Genomic DNA, 22,008 nt, shown 5'->3' on the forward strand with positions numbered 1-22,008 from the left:
GCCGTGCTGCCCGCGTTCGCACACCACGTCACTGGGTGGCCGCTGACCGCGCGCCCCGCTCCACCAGGGCGGAACACTCCGGGCAGTCGGAGATGACCGGGTGTACGCAGTGCACCAGGTGGGCCAGGAACCGGTCGGCCAGTTCGAGATGCGCGATGTGTTCGGCGATCCGGGTGCGCTTCGCGTTGACCAGGCCGATGCGGTCGGCCCGTTCCCCGGCCGCCAGTTGACCGATTTCGGCGAGTGACAGCCCGGCCCGCCGGCCGATCTGGACGAGGCGGGCCCGGCCGATGGTCCGGCCGTCATAGACACGGTGCCCGGAGGGCAGCCGACGCGGGGTGAGCAGTCCGATGTCCTCCCAGTGCCGGAGGACATGGGTGGCCACCCCGAGCAGGGCAGCCGCACCGCCGATCTTCAACTCCACTGCGGACACCACACTCCTTTACTTCAGGTCGGCCTGAAGTTATACCGTCCGGTCATCGAAGGCACCACCGGATCGCGAGAAGGACGACGTTCGCTGTGTCTGACGCTGTGAGATCACCGACGCCGGCCGCATGCTGCGGCGCGGTCGCAAGCCTGGCAACGGGCCTACTCCGCCCCCGCCGCCCCGACCAGCGGTTTCTGCGTGGTCTGACCGACGCGGGACTGCCGGAGACGGCGGTGTCGGTCACCGTGTCCGCGCTGCGACAGGTGCCGCGGCCCGTGCCCACCGCATTCGTCGTGGAGGGGTTACGGCAGCCGCGGCGCATCGCGAACGCGCTGCTGTCGTTCGTGATCACCCACCCGGAAGCGACGTTCATCGTGGATCCGGGTGTGTGCCTGGATGTCGGCAGTCGCGCCGTCGCCGAGTTGCCGGTGGTCCTGCGGGTCGCGGTGCGTCCCCCGGCCGACACCGTCGCCACCGTTGCCGCACTGCGTGAGCGGCCGCATTCCTCCCTGGATTTCGCACTGCCGACGCACACGCACTGGGACCATGTGTGCGGGCTCCTCGACCTTCCGGAACTGCCGGTGCACCTGCACCGCCGCGAACACGACTGGGTCATGCAGGGCCCGATCGCGCCCGTGGGCGGTGTCCGTGAGGCCCTGCGCGGCCGCGGCATGGTCCCGTACGAACTGGACGGCCCGCCGGTCCTCACGTTTGCCGCCAGCCACGACCTCTTCGGCGACGGTTCCGTCGTACTCGTCGACCTCGCGGGACACACCCCTGGCAGCGTCGGAGTGCTGGCGCATACGGCGACAGGCTGGGTGCTGCTCGCGGGTGATGCCGCCTGGCACACCCACCAGATCGATCTCATCCGGCAGAAGGCCGGCTACCCCGGTGAGCTCGTCGACGAAGACCGGCACGAGACCTTCCGGACGCTGCACCGCCTGCACGCCGTCAAGGACCGAGTCGTGATCATCCCGACGCACGACCACCACGCGGCCCAGCAGCTGCCGACTTGAACTTGATCCCTCCGTGCCGTCCTTACTTACCCTGCCGTCCTTCCGTGCCGCCCTTCCCGGCCCTCCTTCCGTGCCGTGCCGAGGAGTCAGCGGTTCTTGAACTCCTCGATGGCGCCCCGGACCACCTCCCCCGCCGCGTCGCTTCCGGCGTGCCCGGCGTCCTCGATGACATGCAGCCGCGCGCCCGGCCACGCCTTCGCCAGCTCCCACGCCGTCTGCACCGGACAGCCCATGTCGTGCCGGCCCTGCACGATCACCCCCGGGATCCCGGCCAGCCTGTGCGCGTTCCGGATCAGCTGGTCCTCCTCCAGCCAGGCGCCGTTGCTGAAGATGTGGGCGCAGATACGGACGAAGGCGATCTGCGCGTCGATGTCGCGGTTGCTGTACATGCCGGGAACGCCGTTGGGTTCGCCGGTGATGACCGCGTCCTCCCAGGCGAGCCAGTCGGCGGCGGCCTTCTCGCGTACGGCACGGTCGGGCTTCTCCATCAGCCGTGCGTAGGCCGCGAGCAGGTCACCGTCCCGCTCGTCCTCGGGGACGCCCTCGCGGAACCGGTCCCACGCCTCGGGGCGGAACCGCCCGGCGCCACGGTAGAGCCAGTCGATCTCCGAGCGGCGGCACGTCATCACCGCCTGGATGACGATCTCGGTGACCCGCTCGGGGTACTGCTCCGCGTAGGCCAGGACGAGCGTCGGGCCCCAGGAGGCCCCGTTGAGCAGCCACTTCTCGATACCGAGGTGTTTGCGCAGCCGCTCCATGTCCTCTGTCAGATGCCTCGTGGTGTTGAGGCTCATGTCGGCGGCCGGGTCGCTCGCGTGCGGGGTGCTGCGGCCGCAGTTGCGCTGGTCGTAGCGGATGATCCGGTACGCCTCGGGGTCCCAGGCCCGCGTCGGGCGCCGCATGGCGCCGCCCCCTGGGCCGCCGTGGACGGTCAGGGCGGGTTTGCCCTCGGGGTTGCCGAGTTGCTCGTAGTAGAGACGGTTGCCGTCGCCGGTGTCAACGAAGCCGGAATCGTAGGGACTTGTGGGCGGGTAGAGATCGACCATGACCGTCGATCCTAGAGGCAGGCAGATCACGGGCGGGCAGTCCGGATTCCGCCGGACGCGGTGTCCGGCGGCGGCACACCCCTGTAGGCAGGCTCAGGCGGACTGTGGATCCGCGAAGCGGTCCCGCAGCTCGCGCTTGAGGATCTTCCCGCTTGCGTTGCGCGGCAGTGCGTCCACGAACAGGACCCGTTTGGGGGCCTTGAAGTGCGGAAGGGACTCCCGTGCGTGGGCGAGCAGTTCGGCCTCGGTGACCGCGCCCGACGCCTCGTCGGACACCACGACGACGGCCGTGACCGCCTCGATCCAGCGGTCGTCGGGCAGCCCGACGACCGCCGCCTCGGCGACCCGGGGGTGGGTGTAGAGCGCGTCCTCGACCTGGCGTGAGGCGACCAGCACACCGCCGGAGTTGATGACGTCCTTCACGCGGTCGACCACGGTGAAGTACCCCTCGGCGTCCCGCACGGCGAGGTCGCCGGAGTGGAACCAGCCGTCGCGGAAGGCTTCCGCGGTCTCCTCCGGCTTGCCCCAGTAGCCTTCGCACAACTGCGGTGAGCGGTAGACGACTTCGCCGGCCGTACCGTCGGGGACCTCGTTGCCGTTCTCGTCGATCACCGCGGCCTCCACGAAGAGGACGGGCCTGCCGCAGGAGTCCATCCGTCCCTCGTGCTCGTCCGGCCCGAGGACCATGGCGAGCGGGCCGATCTCGCTCTGCCCGAAACAGTTGTAGAAGGCAAGTCCGGGCAGCCGTTCGCGGAGCCGCTCCAGCACGGGCACCGGCATGATCGACGCACCGTAGAAGGCCTTACGGAGTCCGCTCAGATCGCGGGTCGCGAAGCCGGGGTGGCGGGCGAAGCCGATCCATACGGTGGGCGGCGCGAAAAGGGTGTCCGCCAGACCCGCCTCGACCAGCCGGAACACCTCGGAGGCGTCGGGTGTGTCCAGGATGGTGTTCTCGGCGCCCACCGCCAGATACGGCAGCAGAAAGACATGCAGCTGGGCCGAGTGGTACAGCGGCAGCGAGTGCAGCGGCCGGTCCGTCTCCCGGAGGCCGAGGGCCGTGATGGCGCTGACGTACTCATGGACGAGCGCCCGGTGCGTCATCATCGCGCCCTTGGCGAGCGCCGTGGTGCCCGAGGTGTACAGCAGCTGCACCAGGTCGTCGGAGCCGGGCGGGCGCTCGGGGGTGAAGGGAAGCGGGGTGCCGAGTGCGGCCAGCAGCGAGCCGTCGTCCCCGCGCAGCGGGAGCACCGGGAACCCGTCGGGGACCGCGTCGGCGAGGCCCGGGTCCGCGAGCACCAGCGCACTGCCCGACTGGCCGAGGATGTACGCCAGTTCGTCACCGGTGAGGTTCTGGTTCACCGGGACGTGGATCAGCCCGGCCCGTGCGCAGGCCAGGAAGCCGATGAGGTAGACGTCCGAGTTGTGCCCGTAGGACGCCACCCGGTCGCCGGTCCGCAGTCCGCGCCCGGTCAGTACGGCGGCGGCCGTACTGACCGCTTCATCGAGGGCGGCATAGCTCCATGCCCGCTCCCCGTACCGGACCGCGGTGCGTACCGGCACCCGGCGTGCGCTGCGGCGCAGGACGGCGTCGACCGTACCGGCGCGTGCGCCCGGCGTGGGCTGGTCCCGTGTCATGACGTGGTCCTGCTGCGTCCTGGCCTGGTCCTGCGGTTCGCCCGGGGCTTGTGTCATGGCGTGATCCTGCGGTTCGGCGGTGGTCGGGTCAAGGGAGGCGTACGGGGGAACCGGGGGATGGAGCGGCTGCCCGGCGAGCCCCGGCCGGCCGTACGCCCCGGTGGCGGCGCCCGGCTCAGGGGCTGACGGCCAGGAAGACGAAGGCGGCGAAGATCGCCAGATGGATACCGCCCTGCATCAGAGTCGCCCGGCCGGGGACGATGGTCAGGGCGCCGACCACCAGGGTCAGCGCGAGCAGCACCATATGGGTGGCTCCGAGCCCGAGCAGGAGTGGGCCGGTGAGCCAGACGGAGGCCAGGGCGATGGCCGGGATGGTGAGGCCGATGCTCGCCATGGCCGAGCCCAGCCCCAGGTTGAGGCTGGTCTGGACCCGGTCGCGGCGCGCCGCCCGTACCGCGGCGAGCGTCTCGGGCAGCAGCACGAGCAGCGCGATCACCACCCCGACGACCGCGTGCGGCAGCCCCGCCGCCTCCACGCCGGACTCCAGGGTCGGTGAGATGGCCTTGGCGTTGCCCACCACGGCGATCAGTGCGACCAGCAGGAGTCCGAGGCTCAGCAGGGCGGCCCGGCGGCGGGGTGGCGGGGCGTGGCCCTCCTCGTCCTGGATTTCGCCCTCCTGGGTCACGGGCAGGAAGTAGTCCCGGTGACGCACCGTCTGGACAGCGACGAAGAGGCCGTAGAGACAGAGTGAGGCGATGGCGGCGAAGGCCAGCTGCGGTCCGCTGAACTCCGGCCCCGGCTTCTTGGTGAACCTCGGCAGGACCAGGGTGAGGGTCGACAGCGCCGCCACCGCGGACAGGGCGGTGCCCGACCCCTCGGCGTTGAAGACGGCGACCCCACGGCGTACCGCACCGACCAGCAGGGAGAGCCCCACGATGCCGTTGCAGGTGATCATCACGGCGGCGAAGACGGTGTCCCGGGCCAGTGAGGAGTACTTGGAGCCTCCGTCGGCCATCAGGGTGACGATGAGCGCCACCTCGATGACGGTGACGGCGACCGCAAGCACCAGCGAGCCGAAGGGCTCCCCCACCCGGTGGGCGATCACCTCGGCGTGGTGCACGGCGGCCAGCACCGCTCCGGCCAGGCAGAGCGCCACCAGAACCACGGCGAACACCGGCAGATGGCGGCCCCAGCTGAGAATCAGGGCCACCACGGCGATCAGGGGGACCGCGGTGGTCCACTGTGCCGCCAGGGCCCGGCTCGGCGCTCTCATGGGCCCACGCTGACAGAGATGATCAGTGGCTGCCCGGTGAGTGCGTCCGGGACGGGTACCTGCCGCGTGGACCGTACGGTGGCCGCGGACACGCCGGCGGCCCACGCCGTGGCCACCGTCGCACACCGCACCGCACCGCACCGTAGCTGTGCACCCCGTGGCGAGCCCCTGCCGCGCATCCCGCCACGGTCCCCGCCGTGGATCACGCTACGGACCGCGCCGCGCATCCCGCTATGGATTCGCCGTGGATCCCGGGCGGCCGGGTCAGAGGGCGCGCTCGTGGCCCTCCCAGTACGGTTCGCGCAGCCGCCGCTTGTAGAGCTTGCCGTTGGGGTCGCGGGGCATCGTCTCGATGAAGTCGACGCTCCTGGGGCGTTTGTATCCGGCGAGCCGGGACTCGCAGTGGGCCAGGATCTCGGCGGCGAGCGCGTCGCCGGGCACAGCGCCGTCGGACGGTTCGATGACGGCCTTGACCGCCTCGCCCCACTCCGCGTGCGGGATGCCGAAGGCCGCGGCGTCGGCGACCGCCGGGTGGCTGAGCAGCGCGGACTCGATCTCGGCCGGGTAGATGTTGACCCCGCCCGAAATGATCATGTCGATCTTGCGGTCCCGGAGGAAGAGGTAACCGTCCTCGTCGAGCAGGCCGAGGTCGCCGACGGTGAAGAAGTCCCCGATGCGGTTCTTCGCCGTCTTGGCCTCGTCCTTGTGGTAGCTGAAACCGCCGGTGGCCATCTTCATGTAGACGGTGCCGAGTTCGCCGGGGGGCAGCCGGTTGCCGTCGTCGTCGTGGATGGCGAGTTCGCTGATGGGCCAGGCACGGCCGACGGTGCCCGGCTTCTTCAGCCAGTCATCGGCCGTGGCGAAGGCGCCGCCGCCCTCACTGGCCGCGTAGTACTCCTCGACGCAGCGGCCCCACCACTCGATCATCGCCCGCTTGACGTGGTCGGGGCAGGGCGCGGCGCCGTGGATGGCATGGCGCATGGACGTCACGTCGTACCGCTCCTTCACCTCGTCGGGCAGGGCGAGGAGGCGGTGGAACTGGGTGGGGACCATATGGGTGTGGGTGCACTTGTGCGCGTCGATGCGGCGCAGCATCTCCTCGGGCGTCCACTTGTCCATCAGCACCAGGGGGTGGCCGATGTGCAGGGCCGCGCCGGCGAACTGGAGCACCGCGGTGTGGTAGAGCGGCGAGCAGACGAGGTGGACGTTGCCGTCGAAGGGCTTGATCCCGAAGATGGCGAGGAACCCGCCGAGGTAGGTCTCCTCCGGCGGTTTGCCGGGCAGCGGGCGGCGGATGCCGCGGGGCCTGCCGGTGGTGCCCGAGGTGTAGTTCATCACCCAGCCGAGGGTGCGGTCCACGGGTACGGAACCGGGCTGCCCGCCGGGGAGTTCGGCGTAGGGGCGGAAGCCCGGTATGTCGCCGACCGCGTACCGGTGGGTGGCGGGGAGTCCTGCCTCGTCGGCTGCCGCCGTGGCCGCTTCGGCGAAGCGTTCGTGGGCGATGAGGACCTTGGCACCGGAGTCGGAGACGATCCAGGCGATCTCCGGCCCGACGAAGTGGTGGTTGACCGGGACCAGATAGAGGCCCGCCTGCGATGCGGCGAGATAGGCGGTGAGGAACTCGACGCCGTTCGGCAGAACGACCGCGAAGGCGTCACCGCGCTTCAGCCCCGCGGCGCGCAGTCCGTGCACCAGCTGGTTGACGGCGGTGTGCAGCCGTCCCGCTGTCCACTCCTCGCCGTCCGGCGCGATCAGGACCGTACGGCCGGGGTCGGCGGTGGCCTGGGCCCAGAAGCCGTTGGGGGTTCCGCTCTCCGTGGCTGCCATCAGTGACTCCGTCCTGCGATGCGGTTGATGCGGTCGACGGCCCGCTCGAAGCCGCGGGTCAGCTCGTCGAAGACCTCCTGCACACCGCGTTCGGAGTTCATCCGGCCGACGATCTGGCCGACCGGGGTGCCGAGCAGCGGGGCGACCTCATACTTCTGGATCCGGGAGACCGCGTCGGCGACGAGCAGGCCCTGGAGCGGCATGGGAAGCGTGCCGGGTCCCGCGGGGTCGTCCCAGGCGTCGGTCCATTCGGTACGGAGCTGACGCGCGGGCTTGCCGGTGAGCGCACGGGAACGCACGGTGTCGCCCGACTCCGCTTCGATGAGCTTGTGGGTGAGCGCGCGGGAATGCATCTCGGCCTCGGTGGTGGTGAGCCAGAGCGAGCCGAGCCAGACGCCCTGGGCGCCGAGCGCGATACCGGCGGCGATCTGCTCGCCGCTGCCGATCCCCCCGGCGGCCAGCACCGGCAGCGGGGAGACCGCGTCGACCACGTCGGGCGTGAGCACCATGGACGCGATGTCCCCGGTGTGGCCGCCGGCCTCGTACCCCTGGGCGACGACGATGTCGATGCCCGCCTCGGCGTGGCGCCTGGCGTGCTTGGCGCTGCCGGCCAGCGCCGCGACCAGCACATCGTGGCGGTGGGCGCGTTCGATGACGTCCGCGGGGGGCGAGCCGAGGGCGTTGGCGAGCAGTCTGATCGGATAGTCGAAGGCGACATCGAGCTGGTTGCGGGCGACCTGTTCCATCCAGCCGGTGATCCGCCAGCCGGAGGCTTCGCCCTCGGGGTACTCGGGCACCCCGTGTTTGGCGAGGGTCTCCTCGACGAACCGGCGGTGCCCCTCCGGGATCATTGCCTCGACCTCGGCCTCCGTCACCCCCTCGACCTTCTTCGCGGGCATGACGACATCGAGCCCGTACGGCAGTCCGCCGGTGTGCTCCTGCATCCAGTCGAGATCACGCGCCAGTTCGTCGGGGGCGGTGTAGCGGACCGCTCCGAGTACCCCGAATCCGCCGGCCCGGGTGATGGCGGCGGCCACGGCGGGAAAGGGCGTGAAGCCGAAGATTGCGTGCTCGATCCCGAGTTTCTTGCTCAGCTCCGTCTCCATGGGGCGCAGGATGCCCCAGCGGAGCATCCGAGGGAAGAGATTTTCTGATGCTGTGTCAGATTCTTTGGAGCGCTGGAGACACGCGGTGCGAGGGTTGACACCCCCGCACCGATGGCAGAAAGTTTCCGCAATTGTCCAAGGGGTCGAAAGATACTTTCAAGGAGCGCGGGGATGAGCGGCAACGCTGCGGGCGGACACATCAGCAGGCGCCGACTGGGCGGCGGAATGCTGGCTCTCGGCGGGGCCTTCGCCCTGGCCTCCCTCCCCCTGGGCCCCGCGGCCGCGGCGGGACCGGCCGCGCACCGCGGCCCGGGGCGGGGCAGGGATTCGGGCGCCCCGGCACCCGGGCGCGGAACCGGCCCGGCTTCCGGCTCCCGTCGTACGACCCTCCGGCACGGCACCGCCGAGCAGGCCGGGCTGCTCCCCGGCCCCCTGGGCCAACTGGTCCGCGACGCACGGACGTTCCTCGATCCCTCGCCCACCCACCCCTGGTACGCGGGTGCCGTCCTGCTCGCCGGACGCGGCGGCACGGTGGCCCTGCACGAGCCGATCGGGCAGGCGGTGCGCTACTCGGCGTACGACGAAAAGTCCGACACCGGTGTGGAGTTCCCGCCGGACCAGCAGATCGCCGCGGACCGGGACACCCTCTACGACCTGGCGTCCCTCTCCAAACTCTTCACGTCCCTCGTCGCGGTGCAGCAGATCGAACGGGGCACGCTGCGGCTGACGGCGAAAGTCGCCTCCTACCTCCCCGAGTTCGGAGCGGCCGGCAAGTCCGAGGTGACCGTACGCCAACTCCTCACCCATACCTCGGGGTTCCGCGCGACGCTGGCGCTGTACAAGGAGCCGACGCGGGAAGGGAGACTGCGGATGCTGTGGAACGAAGCACCCATCAGCACTCCCGGCACCGCCTATCTCTACTCGGACCTCAACCTCATCTCGCTCCAGCTGGTCCTGGAGAAGATCACCGGCCGCCCGCTCGACGTACTGGCCCATGAGGGGATCACCGCTCCGCTCGGGATGGACCGCACCTGCTACAACCCGCCAGCCGACCGGAAACCGGAGATCGCGGCCACCGAGGACGCCAGGCCGCCCTGGTCGGGCCTGGACCGCGGGCTGGTCTGGGGCGAGGTGCACGACGAGAATGCCTACAGTTTCGGCGGCGTCGCCGGTCACGCCGGAGTCTTCTCCTGCGCCTGGGACCTGGCCGTCCTGGCCCGCACCCTGCTGAACGGCGGCGCGTACGGACGGGCCCGCATCCTGCGTCCCGACTCCGTCGACCTGCTCTTCACGGACTTCAACACCGCGTTCCCCGGGGACAATCACGGACTCGGGTTCGAGCTCTACCAGCACTGGTACATGGGCGCGATGGCCACCCCGCACACCGCGGGCCACACCGGCTTCACCGGGACCAGCCTGGTGCTCGACCCGTCCACCGACACCTTTCTGATCATGCTGGGCAACTCGGTCCACCCGGTGCGCGACTGGCGCACGGGAAGCGCGCCCCGGGTCCGCGCGGGCGACAGTCTGGCGCGGGCGGTGCCGGTGCGGCCCGCGCACGGACGTACGGCCTGGTTCTCCGGTATGGCGAGCTCGGCGACGGCCACCCTGACCCTGCCCGCCCTCAATCCGGTGCCCGAACGGGCCCGTCTCAGCGCCTCGTTGTGGTGGGACACCGAGCCGCACGCCGACTTCCTCCTCCTGGAAGTATCCGCGGACGCCGGGACGACCTGGCAGCCGGTGCCCTTCTCCACCACCGCCGAAGGGCAGGGTCCGGAGACCCACCCGACGGGCTCGGTGGACGGCTGGTCAGGACGTGTCTGGCACCGGCTGGACGCGGATCTGACGCCCTGGCACGGCAGGGAGGTCCGGCTGCGCTGGCGCTGTACGACCGATCAGCTGTACGTGGGCCGCGGGGCGTACGTCACCGGCATCGCGGTCGGGGACGGCCGCCGTACGGTCTTCGACGAGACCAGGGCGGCCGACGCGGCCCGGATCGAGGCGTCCGGCTGGGTGCGTTCCGCGGACTGACCCGGCCGGTGACGGGCCGCCAGGAAGGGCCCGGCGCACGGTCGGCCGTGGTCCGCCCGGCCCCGGAGATCCCAGTCACATCTCGGCGATTCCCCTCTCCGTGCAACCGCACGGAAGGCCGGAGCGTGGTAAACGGACGTAGATCCTTATCCACGATGCCAGGGGCTCCACACTCATGACCACACAGCTGAACCGACTCCCCCGCCGGATGGCCGCGCTTCTGGCGGTCACCGCCCTCAGCCTCGGCGCAGCGGCCTGTTCCTCCTCGTCGGACGAGAAGGGCTCCTCCTCCGCGGACTCCTCTGCGGCCTCCTCGTCCGACGGCGCCACCTCCGGCAAGGGCGCGGCCGCCGGCAGCTCGGACAGCTCGACGTCCAACGGTTCGGGCGCCGACGGCGGTACGAAGACGGCGAACGGCTCCTCCACCACCGACGGGAAGGGCACGGCAGCCGGTGGCTCCGCTTCGTCCCGCTGCCACACCGCCGGTCTGAAGGCGGCCTTCGCCACGGGCGGCGACGCCGTACCGGACATGCAGGGCGACGAACAGACCCAGGCGTCGGTGGCGTTCACCAACACCGGCAAGGCCACCTGCACCCTGTCGGGTTTTCCCGGCGTCGACCTGATCCGCGATCAGGGCTCCCCGAGCACCTGGTCACTGGAGCGTTCCTCGAAGCCGGTCACCACCATCTCCCTCGCGCCGGGGGAAACCACCGACTTCAGCATCACGCTCGGCGCGACCACGGAGAAGGGGGCGGGCGCCTTCGTGCCCAGTCTGGTGCGGATCACTCCGCCCGACGAGAGGACGCAGTTCTCGCTGAAGTGGCCGTTCGGTGGGGCCGTCACCAAGCAGGACGGCGCCACCCACCCGGCGACATACGTCAACCCGATCGGGTCCTGACACCCGGCTCCTCTGCGGTCGCCGGGACCTTCCCGAGCCGGACAGGGCCCCGGCTTCCCCACCCCGGCCGGTACGCACGCGGCGGCTCACAGCCCCGGCGCGCTCCGCTGCCGGCGACGCTCGGCGACCTGGCGGTACAACTCGGCGGCCTCGTCGCCGCGGCCCAGCTGCTCCAGGCAGTGGGCCTCGTCGTTGCGGCTGGCCAGCGCATCGGGGTGGTCGATGCCGAGCACCCGCTCGCGGGCCTCCGCGACCGCCCGGTAGACGGTGAGGGCGTCCGCCCAGCGCCCGAGCCAGCCGAGGCCGACCGCGATCTCGCGTCGGCTGGCCAGGGTGTCCGGGTGGTCGGCACCCAGCGCCTCCTCCCGCAGGGCGCCGACCTCGCGCGCCTCGGTGAGCGCCTCATCCCACCGGCCCAGGCGGCCGAGGTTCACCCCCAGGCCGTGGCGGGCCCGCAGGGTCTCCGGGTCGGCCGGCCCCTGGGCCCGGGTGCGGTCGGCGACGAGCGCGCCGAGCCGTTCGAGCGCCTCCGCACTGCGGCCCAGCCGGCCCAGGCTGATGGCCACCTCGTAACGGGTGCCGAGGGTGTCGGGGTGGTCGGCGCCCAGCGCCTGTTCACGGCCGGCCGCCACCTCGCGGTAGATCTCCAGCGCCTCCGGCCAGCGCCCCAACTGCCCGAGTGTGTAAGCGACTTCGTACCGCGTCAGCAGGGTGTCCGGGTGTGCGGCGCCCAGCACGGCGGCCCGCGCGTCCGCGACCTCGCACGCCATCCGGTACGAGTCCTCCAGCCGCCCGAGCCTGCTCAGGTTGAAGGCGAGGTTGTGCCGGCAGCGCAGTGTGTCCGGGTGGTCGGGGCCGACGGAACGCTCCCGGGCCGCGAGCACCGACGCGTACACCTGGTGCGCTTCGAAGTGCCGTCCGAGCTGCCCCAGGACGTACGCCGCCTCCTGCTGGGCGGCGAGAGTGTCCGGGTGGTCGGCGCCCAGGGCCCGCTCGCGGCCCTCTGCGACCCGGGTGAACTCGTGCAGCGCGTCGGCCGCCCGTCCGGTGCGGCTCAGCGTGAAGCCCACTTCGTAACGGCTGGCCAGAGTGTCGGGATGGCCTGGGCCGAGTACGTACTCCCGCTCGGCCGCCACGGCCCGGTGCACCTCGCCCGCCTCCGACCAGCGGCCCAGCCTGCTCAGACTGAGCCCCGCGTTGTGGCGCCCGGTCAGCGCGGCCACCAGGTCGGGCGGGGGTGTGGGCCGCTGCCCGGTGGAGAGCACGGGGACCGCCACGGCGTCGCGCGGCGGCCCGGCGGTCGTCCACTCCCCGGTGAGCGCTGTCGCCCGGTCGGTCGGGGTGGAGGTGACCGTCCAGGTACCGGTGGCCTTGTGACCGGTCGTCATGGACCGGGTCCAGGGCGGCAACGGGGGCAGAGGCGGGGGCAGTTGCACGGTGGGGCCCGGCACACCGGGCACGGTCAGCCCGGCCGACGGCGTCTCGGGGCCGAGCAGCAGACCGAACTCCCTGGCATCGGCCGGGCGCCCCTCGGGGGTCTTGGCGAGCAGATCGAGGACGGCCCGGTCGAGGAAGTCCGGCAGCTCCGGGCGGTGGCTGCGCGGCGGCTCGGGCTCGGTGTCCCGGTGGCCGACGAGGACCGCCCACGCGTCGTCCAGGTCGAACGGCGGCGCCCCGGTGGCGATTTCGTACAGCACACAGCCCAGCGAGTACAGATCGCTGCGGTGGTCGATCTCCCCGCCGCCGATCTGCTCGGGCGACATGTAGTGCGGGGTCCCCATGGCGATGCCGGTGCCGGTGAGCCGGGAGGTGAAGCCGATGTCGTGGCCGAGCCGTGCGATGCCGAAGTCGCAGATCTTCACGGTGCCGTCGGTCAGCCGCATGATGTTGGCGGGCTTCAGGTCCCGGTGGACGATGCCCTGCTCATGGGTGTAGGCGAGGGCGGACGCGACCTGCCGGGCGATGTCCACGACATCGGGGACCGCCAGCGGCCGCTGCCCGTTCGCGCCCAGGAGCTGACTGAGGTTCTGGCCGTCGAGCAGTTCCATGACGAGGTACAGGACACCCTCGTACTCGCCGAAGTCGTGGACGACGGTGACCCCGCGGTGCTGGAGCGAGGCCGCGACCCGCGCCTCGCGGCGGAAGCGCTCGCGCAGCACCCGGGTGAAGGACTGGTCGTGCTGGGGCCCCAGCGGCTTGAGGCATTTGACGGCGACATGGCGGCCCAGCGACTCGTCACGCGCCCGCCACACCTCGCCCATGCCCCCGCGCCCGATCGGTTCGAGCAGCCGGTACCGGCCGTGGATCAGCCTGGTGTCCGCCATCTCGTACTGTCGCCCCCGTCGCGTCGCTGCGCCGTCCCCGGCCCGTCCAGTATGGCGTCCGGTGTCCGGAGTTTGTACGGTGCCGGACGGCTGCCGGGGCCCAGGCGCGCCATGGCCTTCAGAATATGGCCAGGTGGCAGCTGCCAGCGCAGCCGGTCCGGGATGCAGCGCAGGGCGTTGCCGGTGGCCGTGAGCCGCCGGGTCACGGTCTCAGGACCCGGCGCCGGCCTCCCGTAGAGCTCATGGGCGTACGGAGGCAGTGCGGCGTACGCGAGCCCGGCCACGTGCCGCCAGAACACCTCGCGCGCCGGAGTGAGAACGGCGGGCACGGGGGGCCTGCGCAGGAACGCGTCCACCTCACCGGACTCCGGGGTCGCGGCGAGTTCGGGGCGTACGGACTCGAAGTAGGCGGCGAGTCCGGCCCGGTCCGCGGGCACCTCCGCCGGGTCGAGCCCGACCAGCCGGGCGCTCTGCCGGTTCTCGTCGATGTAGCGGTCGGCCTGTGCGTCGCTGACGGGGACACCGGAGCGGCGCAGGACGGTGAGATACGAGTCGATCTCGGCGCAGTGCACCCAGAGCAGCAGCGCGGGCTCCCCGACGCCGTACCGCTCCCCGGTCGCGGGGTCGGTGGCGCCGAGGAAGCCGTGGATCCGCCGGACCCGGGCGCCGGCCTGCTCGGCGGCGGCGGTCGTGCCGTAGGTGAGGGTGCCGACGAAGCTCGCGGTGCGCAGCAGCCGGCCCCAGGCGTCCTGGCGGAAGTCCGAGTTCTGGATGACGCCGCGGACCGCGCGGGGGTGCAGCGCCTGGAGGTAGAGGGCGCGGATCCCGGCGATCCACATCACCGGGTCCGCGTGCACCTGCCAGGTCACCGACCCGGGACCGAACAGGCCGGGGTCGGGTCCGCCTGCCGTCCGCGGTCCTTCGCTCATGCCGTCACTCCGCTCCGCCTGGCCGCTCGCTGTCCCGGCCGGCCGCCGGTCACCCGGTTTTGGGTGCCGTCGGCCGGTCGCCCTCGGCCGGCCGCCTCCGTTCCCGGACCGGCTTCCGGCCCGGACCTCCTGGGTCACATGTCCCCCACGTACGGCATGCCCGGGTTCGCGGCGCACCACTCCCCGCGGCGCGCACGGCCTCGCGGTGAGGGATGAGGCGACGGGCGGCGCGGGACGGTGGAGAGGAGTGTTGGCGGTCGCGGCGGCAGTGGCGGTCGCTCAGGAGGCCGTCGCGGGAACGAGCCGGTCGAGCCCCTGTGCGCTGCCCGTCGCGGCTTCGGCCGAGCGCGGCAGCATGATGCTCTCGTAGGCGCGGACGGCGTCATCGACACGGGACTCCCGTACGAGGGCGTGGGCGAGGTCGGAGCCGTCGAGCATGGCGAGATTGGCGCCCAGACCGACCGGGGGCATCAGATGCGCGGCGTCGCGGAGCAGCGTCATGCCGGGTATGTGCGCCCAGGTGTGCGGGGCGGGCAGGACGGACAGCGACCGGTTGACGAATCCGCTGTCGCCGCCGCGCAGGACGTAGCGCAGGCTCTCGTCCCATCCGTCGAACATCTCCAGCAGTGCCGCCCGCACGGCCCGCCGGTCGCCGAGGTCGACACGGGCGGTCACATGCCAGTCCTGCGGCACGCGGAGCGCGATGTAGGCGCGGATGTGGCCGTTGCTGTTGCGCTGGGCGACCAGGGTCCTGCCGGGCCCCTTGGCGAGCATCGATCCGTTGCCGACCAGCCGCGCGAGTCCGGGGTGGCGGGTCTCGCCGTCGTCGAACCCGGTCTCGACGTAGGTGACCCCGGTGTAGCTCGGTACGGCGGGCGACAGGGCAGGGCGGACGCGGGACCAGGCGCCGTCGGCACCGACCACCAGATCGAAGTCCTCGGTTGCGCCGTCACCGAAGAGCAGGCGGCAGGTGCCGTCCGCCTGTGGGGTGACTCCGCTGACGTCGCGGTCCCACCGCACCGTGCCCTCGGCGATCGAGTCGAGCAGCAGACCGCGCAGTTGGCCCCGGTCGATCTCGGGCCGCCCTCCCCCGGCAGCGGAAGGACCCTGCTGCGCCAGGAGCGCGGCGGTGGCGAAGTCGAGCACGCGCCACTCCTCCCCTTCGGGACGGGCGAGAGCGTGGAACCGGTCGAGGAGCCCCGCCGAATCCAGCGCGGCCTGGCCGGTGCCTGCGTGCAGGTCGAGGCTGCCGCCCTGTGGTCGGGCGTCGGCGGACGCCTCTCGTTCGAAGACGGTGACAGAGCGGCCGTGCCGCTGGAGGACCCGGGCGCAGACGAGGCCGCCGAGGCCGGCGCCGACAATCGCGATACGGGGGTCACGAGCGGAGTTCATGGGAGCGTCCCTCGGAAGGTGGATGAGCCGCCGGGAGGCCCGGCAGGCATCACCAAGAAAGCACACTCGCTACATATGTGCAATGACTACACTTTCGTAGTGGATACACGTGGGGCTAGGGTGTGTGCGTGACCGAACCGACCGGGCGCCGCGAGCGCAAGAAGGCCCAGACCCGCCAGTCCCTGGCTGACGCCGCCCTTGAACTCTTCCTTGAGCGGGGCTACGACCAGGTCGGCGTCAAAGACGTCGCCGACTGCGCCGATGTCTCGGTGACCACCCTGTTCAAGCACTTCTCCAGCAAGGAGGCCCTGGTCTTCGATCAGGACGACGACCTGGAGGAAGCACTCGTGGCCGCGGTGCGTGAGCGCCCCGAGGGCCAGTCGGTCCCCCAGGCGCTGCGCGAACACCTCCTGCTGGCCCAGACCCGGTTCGCCCTCCATGCCGCGGATCCCAGGTTCGCCGACTTCACGCGCCTGTTGCAGGAGACCCCCGCGCTGCGGGAGTACGCCCACCGCATGTGGACGCGCCACGAAGCGGCCCTGGCGGGAGCCATCGCCGAGGCCGCGGGTGCGCCCGATGACGACATCGGCTGCGCCGCCCTGGCCCGTTTCGCCCTGGAGGCCCGCGGCCTCATCCTCGGGCACGCCGAACCGCGCCGAGCCGCCGAGGAGATCTTCGCGCTGCTCGAACACGGCTGGGCGGCCGTCCAGCCGGGCGACTGACCCCGGCCCGGGAGAGTCACGACGATGGGAAGGCCTCGTACGTCAGCCGTTCGTGAATTCAGGCGGACGCTTGTCGACGAAGGCGGCCATCCCCTCCTTCTGATCCGCCGTCGCTGCGACGACCTCGTTCATCACCTGGAGGTTGAGCGCGTTGAGGGCCTCGGGCCGGTCGAGCGTCAGGAGCGCGGTCCGCCCCTTGCGCTCGACGCGGATCGTCTCGTACGGCTCTGTGGTCATCTCGTACGGCTCCGTGGTCATACGGTTTCTCCGTCCTGCGCCGAGTGCGCCACCGACCGCTCCCTGATGGTTCTGACGATCCCGGAGAAGTCCTCGTCCGCCCCGGCCCCTTCGGCGTAGGCGGCGTACAACTCAGCGGCTCTCGTACCGAGTTCCGCGTGAACACCACCGGCCCTGGCCGCTCCGGCCGCAAGCCCCAGGTCCTTGGCCATCAGCGGAGCGGCGAAGCCCGGACGGTAGTCGCGGTTGGCAGGGCTGTCCGGCACGGGTCCCGGCACCGGGCAGTTGACGGTCAGGGCCCAGCACTGTCCCGACGCGGTGGAGGCCACGTCGAACAGGGCCTGCGGGGAGAGGCCCAGGCTCTCGCCGAGGACGAACGCCTCACTCACCGCGATCATCGAGATCCCGAGGATCATGTTGTTGCAGATCTTCGCGGCCTGCCCGGCGCCTGGCCCGCCGCAGTGGACCGCCTTCCTGCCCATGACCGCCAAAAGTGGTTCGGCCTCCGCGAATTCGGCTGCGCCGCCTCCCGCCATGAAGGTCAGCGTCCCGGCCCCGGCGCCGACGACTCCCCCGGAGACCGGCGCGTCCAGAGCCCGCATTCCGGCGGCGGACGCGGCCTCGTGGGCGCCGCGCGCGTCGGCGACATCGATGGTCGAGCAGTCGATGAACAGGGTGCCGGGCCGGGCTGCCGCCAGCAGCCGCTCCGCCCGGTAGAGGCCGAGGACATGGCGTCCCGCGGGCAGCATGGTGATCACCACGTCCGCCACCGCGGCGGCCTCCGCCGACGACCCGGCGGCCTCCACCCCGGCCTTGACGGCCGTGGCGAGCAGCTCGGGCATCAGGTCGTGGCCGAGGACCCGGTGCCCCGCCCCGACGAGGTTCGCGGCCATCGGACCGCCCATGTGGCCGAGTCCGATGAAGCCGATCGTGCGCCCGCTGTTCACCACGGCACCTCCTGTGCGGTTACGGTCAGGCGGAGTTCGCCTGCGGCAGGCGGTGCGAAGTAGCGCGCCACCTCGGTGTCAGTGACTTCGGCCAGGGTGGCCGGGGCCCAGTGGGGGTTGCGGTCCTTGTCGATGACCTGGGCGCGGATCCCCTCGGTCAGGTCGTGCGAGGCGAGTGCGGCACAGGAGATCCGGTACTCCTGCTCAAGCACACGCTCCAGCGGACCGAGCCGCCGTGCGCTGCGCAGCGCGGCGAGGGTGACCTTCAGGGCCGTGGGCGACCTGGCCGCCAGGGTGTCGGCCGTCGCCTCGGCGGCGCCCGTACCGCTGCCGCGCAGCCGCGCGACGACCCCCTCGACGGTGCCGGCCCCGTAGCAGGCGTCGATCCAGGCCCGCTGGTCCGCCAGCTCGCCGGGCGGTGGGTCGCCCACGTACAGCTGGAGCGCGTCCCACACCGGCTGTGTGGCGAGATCGGCCAGCAGCCGGGGCAGGTCGTCAGAGGGTACGAAGTGGTCGGCGAGTCCGCACAACAGGGCGTCACCGGCGCCGATCTGGGTGCCCGTCATGGCGAGGTGGGTGCCGAGTTCACCGGGGGCGAGGGCGAGCAGATGAGTGCCGCCCACGTCGGGCACGAAACCGATCCCGGTCTCGGGCATCGCGATCCGCGAGCGCTCGGTGACGATACGGACGCTGCCATGGGCGGAGACCCCGACGCCGCCGCCCATCACGATGCCGTCCATGACGGCGACGTACGGCTTGGGGTAGCGGGCGATCCGGGCGTTCAGCCGGTACTCGTCCCGCCAGAACGCGGCGGACGCGGTTCCTCCGGTGCGTGCGTCCTCGTAGATGGACCGGATGTCGCCGCCCGCGCACAGGGCGCGCCCGCCGGCGCCGGTGATGATCACGGTCTGCACGGCCGGATCGGTCTCCCAGTGGGTCAGCGCCTCGTCGATACGGCGGACCATGGCGTGGGTGAGGGCGTTGAGCGCCTGTGGCCGGTTGAGCGTGAGGTGCGCCGCGCGGCCCTCGGTGCGGAGAAGTACGTGTCCCTCGTCGGCGGTCACCGGAACGCCTCCGTCAGTCCGCGGGCCACGATGACGCGCATGATCTCGTTGGTTCCTTCCAGGATCTGGTGGACACGGAGGTCCCGGACGATCTTCTCGATGCCGTACTCGTGCAGATACCCGTAGCCTCCGTGCAGTTGGAGAGCGCGGTCGGCGACGGAGTAACCGGTGTCGGTGGCGAAGCACTTGGCCATCGCGCACAGCTGCGGTGCCCCGGCGTCGCCACGGTCCAGGGCCTCGGCCGCCTGGTGGACCAGGGCGCGGGCGGCGGCGAGTTCGGTGGCCATGTCGGCGAGGCGGAACCGCAGGGCCTGCGCGTCGAGCAGCCGGGTCCCGAACGCCTCCCGGTCGGCGAGATGGGACAGGCTCTGGCTGAGGGCGCTGCGGGCGCCGCCGAGGGAGCAGGCGGCGATGCCGAGCCGGCCGCCGTTGAGGCCGCTCATGGCGATCCGGAAGCCGTCGCCCGCCCGCCCGAGCATCCGGTCGGCTTGTACCCGGACTCCGTCCAGGATCACCTGGCGGGTGGGCTGGGCGTTCCAGCCCATCTTCTTCTCGTTCGGTCCGAAGGAGAGGCCGGGATCGTCCCGGTCCACGACGAACGCGGAGATGCCGTCGGGGCCTTCTCCACCCGTACGTGCCATGACGACGTACACCTGTGAGGCACCCGCACCGGAGATGAACTGTTTCACTCCGGTGAGGACGTAGTGGTCGCCGTCCGCCACCGCGCCGGTGCGGATCGCCCCGGCGTCGGACCCCGCACCGGGTTCGGTGAGGCAGTAACTGCCGAGGTCATCCATGGCGCAGAGGCGGGGCAGCCACCGTGCGCGCTGGTCGTCGTCGCCGTAGCGGTCGATCATCCAGGCGACCATGTTGTGGATGGAGAGGTAGCCGGCGATGGACGGGCAGCCGGAGGCGAGAGCCTCGAAGACGAGGACACCGTCGGCGCGGGAGAGTCCGCTGCCGCCCGCCTCATCCCGTACGTACACGCCGCCGAGACCGAGCCCGGCAGCCTTGCGCAGCTCCTCGACCGGAAAGTACTTGTCCTGGTCCCACCGGAGGGCGTGGGGCGCCAGATGATCCTGCGCGAAGTCCAATGTGGTCTCGACCAGGGCCTGTTGGACTTCGGTGAGCGATGTGGTGGTCATGGCGCTCATCCCATGGTGGGAAGGGTGAAGCTCGCGCCTTCCCTGGCACCCGATGGCCAGCGCGAGGTGACGGTCTTGGTGCGGGTGTAGAAGCGGATGGCGTCCGGGCCGTGCTGGTTGAGGTCGCCGAAACCGGACTGCTTCCAGCCGCCGAAGGTGTGGTAGGCGACGGGGACCGGGATGGGGACGTTGACGCCGACCATGCCGGTGTCCACCCGGCGGGTGAAGTCGCGGGCGGTGTCGCCGTCCCTGGTGAAGATCGCGACGCCGTTTCCGTAGGGGTGCTCGCTGGGCAGCCGCAGTGCCTCCTCGTAGGAGGCGGCCCGTACGACGCACAGCACGGGCCCGAAGATCTCCTCCTGGTAGATCCGCATCCGCGGGGTGACCCGGTCGAAGAGGGACGCCCCCGCGAAGAAGCCGCCTTCGTGGCCGGGCAGGGAGAACTGCCGCCCGTCGACGACGAGTTCGGCGCCCTCGGCCACTCCGGTGTCCACATACCGGCGGACCCGGTCGAGGGCGTCCTGGCACACGAGGGGGCCGAAGTCGGCTTCCGGGTCGTCGGAGCGGCCGATACGGAGGGTGGCGATCCGCTCCTTGAGTGCGGCGACGAGCCGGTCGGCGGTCTCCTCCCCGACCGGCACGGCCACCGAGATCGCCATGCAGCGTTCACCCGCGGACCCGTATCCGGCTCCGATGAGGGCGTCGACGGCCTGGTCGAGGTCGGCGTCCGGCATGACGATCATGTGGTTCTTGGCGCCGCCGAAGCACTGGGCGCGCTTCCCGTGAGCGGCGGCGGTCGCGTAGATATGTGCGGCAATGGGAGTGGAGCCGACGAAGCCGAGCGCGCCGACCCGGGGGTCATCGAGCAGCGTGTCGACGGCCTCCTTGGCACCGTTGACGACGTTCAGCACACCGGGCGGCAGACCTGCTTCCAGGAACAGTTCGGCCAGGCGCAGCGGCACGGACGGATCGCGCTCGGACGGTTTGAGGATGAACGCGTTTCCGCAGGCGAGAGCGGGCGCCGCCTTCCACAGCGGGATCATCGCCGGGAAGTTGAACGGCGTGATGCCGGCGACCACTCCGATCGGGGAGCGCAGCGAGTGCACATCGATGCCGGTGCCCGCGTTGTCGGTGAACTCGCCCTTCAGCAGGTGCGGAATACCAGCGGCGAACTCCACCACCTCCAGGCCGCGCTGAATATCACCGTGGGCGTCGGCGACGGTCTTTCCGTGCTCGGCGGACAGCAGCCGGGCCAGGGAGTCACGTTCCCCATCGACGAGTTGGAGGAAGCGCAGCAGGATCCGGGCACGGCGCTGCGGATTCCACTCCCCCCATTCCGGCTGCGCCGTGACCGCGTCGGCGATGGCCGCCTCGGTGTCGGCGCGGCCCGCGAGCGGGACCCGGGCCTGGACGGTGCCGGTGTTGGGGTCGTACACGTCGCCGAAGAGACCGGATGTACCGGCGGTGTGTTTACCGCCGATGAAATGGGTGAGTTCACGGACCATGGTTGCCTGCTCTCGTCAGGTTGGGATCCGGGGACGGCACGGCAGATCGCCGGGAGCACGCGGACGGGCGTGCTGCCGGGAGGGCTGCCGTGGGACAGCGAACAGCGGCTCGCGGCCGCGGAGTTCTACGAGCGCGCGTCGAGTCGGGTGCGCTCCGCCGGATCACCAGGGTCGTGGGTGTGCGTACGGACCGGTGCCATGCGTGTCTGCTCCATCCTCGTGGAAAACACGGAACATTCCGCGGCCGGTATCCTGACTCCCGGATCCCCGCGTGCCGCCCGCCTTCCCGGCTGAAATCGCCAGTGGCGTGTGGATGGCAGCACACTCCCCGGTCACAGTGGCGGGACCGTGCCGGATTCACACCGGCTTCCCTGCACCGCGGACCTTGTGCCACGAAGATATAGTTGGACGTCCTAGTAAGTCCACCCCCCGCCCCGGCTGTGTCGCTCCAGGCGTCGGTTTCCGGCTGCTTCCCGGTCAGCGG

17 protein-coding genes, 1 pseudogene and 1 riboswitch are annotated in these 22,008 nt (G+C 71.4%); of the genes and pseudogenes, 4 read left to right on the top strand and 14 right to left on the bottom strand.

The window, feature by feature from the left end; translation table 11 throughout:
* Nucleotides 1-28: 28 nt before the first annotated feature.
* Nucleotides 29-433, bottom strand: a complete 405-nt coding sequence (locus ACWGKJ_RS25075) for a MerR family transcriptional regulator (RefSeq protein WP_385021876.1) — start codon at nt 431-433, stop codon at nt 29-31.
* A gap of 269 nt (nt 434-702) precedes the next feature.
* Between ACWGKJ_RS25075 and ACWGKJ_RS25080 the strand changes: the two genes are divergently transcribed.
* Nucleotides 703-1,443, top strand: a complete 741-nt coding sequence (locus ACWGKJ_RS25080; protein ID WP_385021879.1) for an MBL fold metallo-hydrolase — start codon at nt 703-705, stop codon at nt 1,441-1,443.
* A gap of 86 nt (nt 1,444-1,529) precedes the next feature.
* Here ACWGKJ_RS25080 and pip read toward each other — a convergent pair whose 3' ends face one another.
* The 5 genes from pip to ACWGKJ_RS25105 form a co-directional block, all read right to left on the bottom strand.
* Nucleotides 1,530-2,489 (bottom strand): prolyl aminopeptidase, encoded by a 960-nt coding sequence (gene pip / locus ACWGKJ_RS25085; RefSeq protein ID WP_385021882.1) that lies wholly within the window; start codon nt 2,487-2,489, stop codon nt 1,530-1,532.
* 93 nt (nt 2,490-2,582) lie between these two features.
* Nucleotides 2,583-4,124 carry an acyl-CoA synthetase gene (locus tag ACWGKJ_RS25090; RefSeq protein WP_385021990.1) on the bottom strand — a complete coding sequence of 514 codons (1,542 nt, stop codon included), beginning with the start codon at nt 4,122-4,124 and terminating at the stop codon, nt 2,583-2,585.
* Nucleotides 4,125-4,299: 175 nt separating this feature from the next.
* Entirely contained in the window at nt 4,300-5,397 is a 1,098-nt protein-coding gene (locus tag ACWGKJ_RS25095) for a calcium:proton antiporter (protein WP_385021885.1), read from the bottom strand.
* Nucleotides 5,398-5,661: 264 nt separating this feature from the next.
* Nucleotides 5,662-7,224, bottom strand: coding sequence for an acyl-CoA synthetase (locus tag ACWGKJ_RS25100; RefSeq protein ID WP_385021888.1), 1,563 nt, complete (start codon nt 7,222-7,224; stop codon nt 5,662-5,664).
* On the bottom strand, nt 7,224-8,330 hold the full coding sequence (locus tag ACWGKJ_RS25105; RefSeq protein WP_385021891.1) for an NAD(P)H-dependent flavin oxidoreductase: 1,107 nt from the start codon (nt 8,328-8,330) through the stop codon (nt 7,224-7,226). The genes ACWGKJ_RS25100 and ACWGKJ_RS25105 overlap by 1 nt, the downstream gene beginning before the upstream one ends.
* 171 nt (nt 8,331-8,501) lie before the next feature.
* Between ACWGKJ_RS25105 and ACWGKJ_RS25110 the strand changes: the two genes are divergently transcribed.
* Both ACWGKJ_RS25110 and ACWGKJ_RS25115 read left to right on the top strand, forming a co-directional pair.
* Nucleotides 8,502-10,361: a serine hydrolase gene (locus tag ACWGKJ_RS25110; RefSeq protein ID WP_385021894.1), complete on the top strand. Its 1,860-nt coding sequence runs from the start codon at nt 8,502-8,504 to the stop codon at nt 10,359-10,361.
* A 175-nt stretch (nt 10,362-10,536) separates the two neighbouring features.
* Nucleotides 10,537-11,259 carry a DUF4232 domain-containing protein gene (locus tag ACWGKJ_RS25115; protein ID WP_385021897.1) on the top strand — a complete coding sequence of 241 codons (723 nt, stop codon included), beginning with the start codon at nt 10,537-10,539 and terminating at the stop codon, nt 11,257-11,259.
* Nucleotides 11,260-11,345: 86 nt separating this feature from the next.
* Here ACWGKJ_RS25115 and ACWGKJ_RS25120 read toward each other — a convergent pair whose 3' ends face one another.
* The 3 genes from ACWGKJ_RS25120 to ACWGKJ_RS25130 all read right to left on the bottom strand — a co-directional run bounded on the left by ACWGKJ_RS25120 (nt 11,346) and on the right by ACWGKJ_RS25130 (nt 15,904).
* Complete coding sequence (locus ACWGKJ_RS25120) at nt 11,346-13,583, bottom strand: serine/threonine-protein kinase (protein WP_385021900.1); 2,238 nt, start codon at nt 13,581-13,583, stop codon at nt 11,346-11,348.
* The gene (locus tag ACWGKJ_RS25125) at nt 13,565-14,512 is read right to left on the bottom strand and encodes an oxygenase MpaB family protein (protein ID WP_385021903.1); all 948 of its coding nucleotides are present in this window, start codon (nt 14,510-14,512) and stop codon (nt 13,565-13,567) included. The genes ACWGKJ_RS25120 and ACWGKJ_RS25125 overlap by 19 nt, the downstream gene beginning before the upstream one ends.
* Nucleotides 14,513-14,791: 279 nt before the next feature.
* Nucleotides 14,792-15,904, bottom strand: a complete 1,113-nt coding sequence (locus tag ACWGKJ_RS25130; RefSeq protein ID WP_385021906.1) for an FAD-dependent oxidoreductase — start codon at nt 15,902-15,904, stop codon at nt 14,792-14,794.
* A 128-nt stretch (nt 15,905-16,032) separates the two neighbouring features.
* Here ACWGKJ_RS25130 and ACWGKJ_RS25135 point away from each other — a divergent pair, with 128 nt between their 5' ends.
* Nucleotides 16,033-16,626: a TetR/AcrR family transcriptional regulator gene (locus ACWGKJ_RS25135; protein ID WP_385021909.1), complete on the top strand. Its 594-nt coding sequence runs from the start codon at nt 16,033-16,035 to the stop codon at nt 16,624-16,626.
* Nucleotides 16,627-16,734: 108 nt separating this feature from the next.
* Here ACWGKJ_RS25135 and ACWGKJ_RS25140 read toward each other — a convergent pair.
* From ACWGKJ_RS25140 to ACWGKJ_RS25160, 5 genes and pseudogenes are all read right to left on the bottom strand, one after another.
* Nucleotides 16,735-16,863: pseudogene (locus tag ACWGKJ_RS25140) on the bottom strand (enoyl-CoA hydratase); the annotation flags it as partial.
* Nucleotides 16,864-16,880: 17 nt separating this feature from the next.
* The gene (gene mmsB, locus ACWGKJ_RS25145) at nt 16,881-17,813 is read right to left on the bottom strand and encodes a 3-hydroxyisobutyrate dehydrogenase (protein WP_385021912.1); all 933 of its coding nucleotides are present in this window, start codon (nt 17,811-17,813) and stop codon (nt 16,881-16,883) included.
* The gene (locus ACWGKJ_RS25150; RefSeq protein ID WP_385021915.1) at nt 17,807-18,874 is read right to left on the bottom strand and encodes an enoyl-CoA hydratase/isomerase family protein; all 1,068 of its coding nucleotides are present in this window, start codon (nt 18,872-18,874) and stop codon (nt 17,807-17,809) included. The genes mmsB and ACWGKJ_RS25150 overlap by 7 nt, the downstream gene beginning before the upstream one ends.
* On the bottom strand, nt 18,871-20,019 hold the full coding sequence (locus ACWGKJ_RS25155) for an acyl-CoA dehydrogenase family protein (protein ID WP_385021918.1): 1,149 nt from the start codon (nt 20,017-20,019) through the stop codon (nt 18,871-18,873). The genes ACWGKJ_RS25150 and ACWGKJ_RS25155 overlap by 4 nt, the downstream gene beginning before the upstream one ends.
* 5 nt (nt 20,020-20,024) lie before the next feature.
* Nucleotides 20,025-21,524 carry a CoA-acylating methylmalonate-semialdehyde dehydrogenase gene (locus ACWGKJ_RS25160; RefSeq protein WP_385021921.1) on the bottom strand — a complete coding sequence of 500 codons (1,500 nt, stop codon included), beginning with the start codon at nt 21,522-21,524 and terminating at the stop codon, nt 20,025-20,027.
* A gap of 225 nt (nt 21,525-21,749) precedes the next feature.
* Nucleotides 21,750-21,920: riboswitch (cobalamin riboswitch) on the bottom strand.
* Between the last annotated feature and the right edge of the window lie 88 nt (nt 21,921-22,008).

This window comes from Streptomyces sp. NPDC054757, assembly GCF_053612185.1.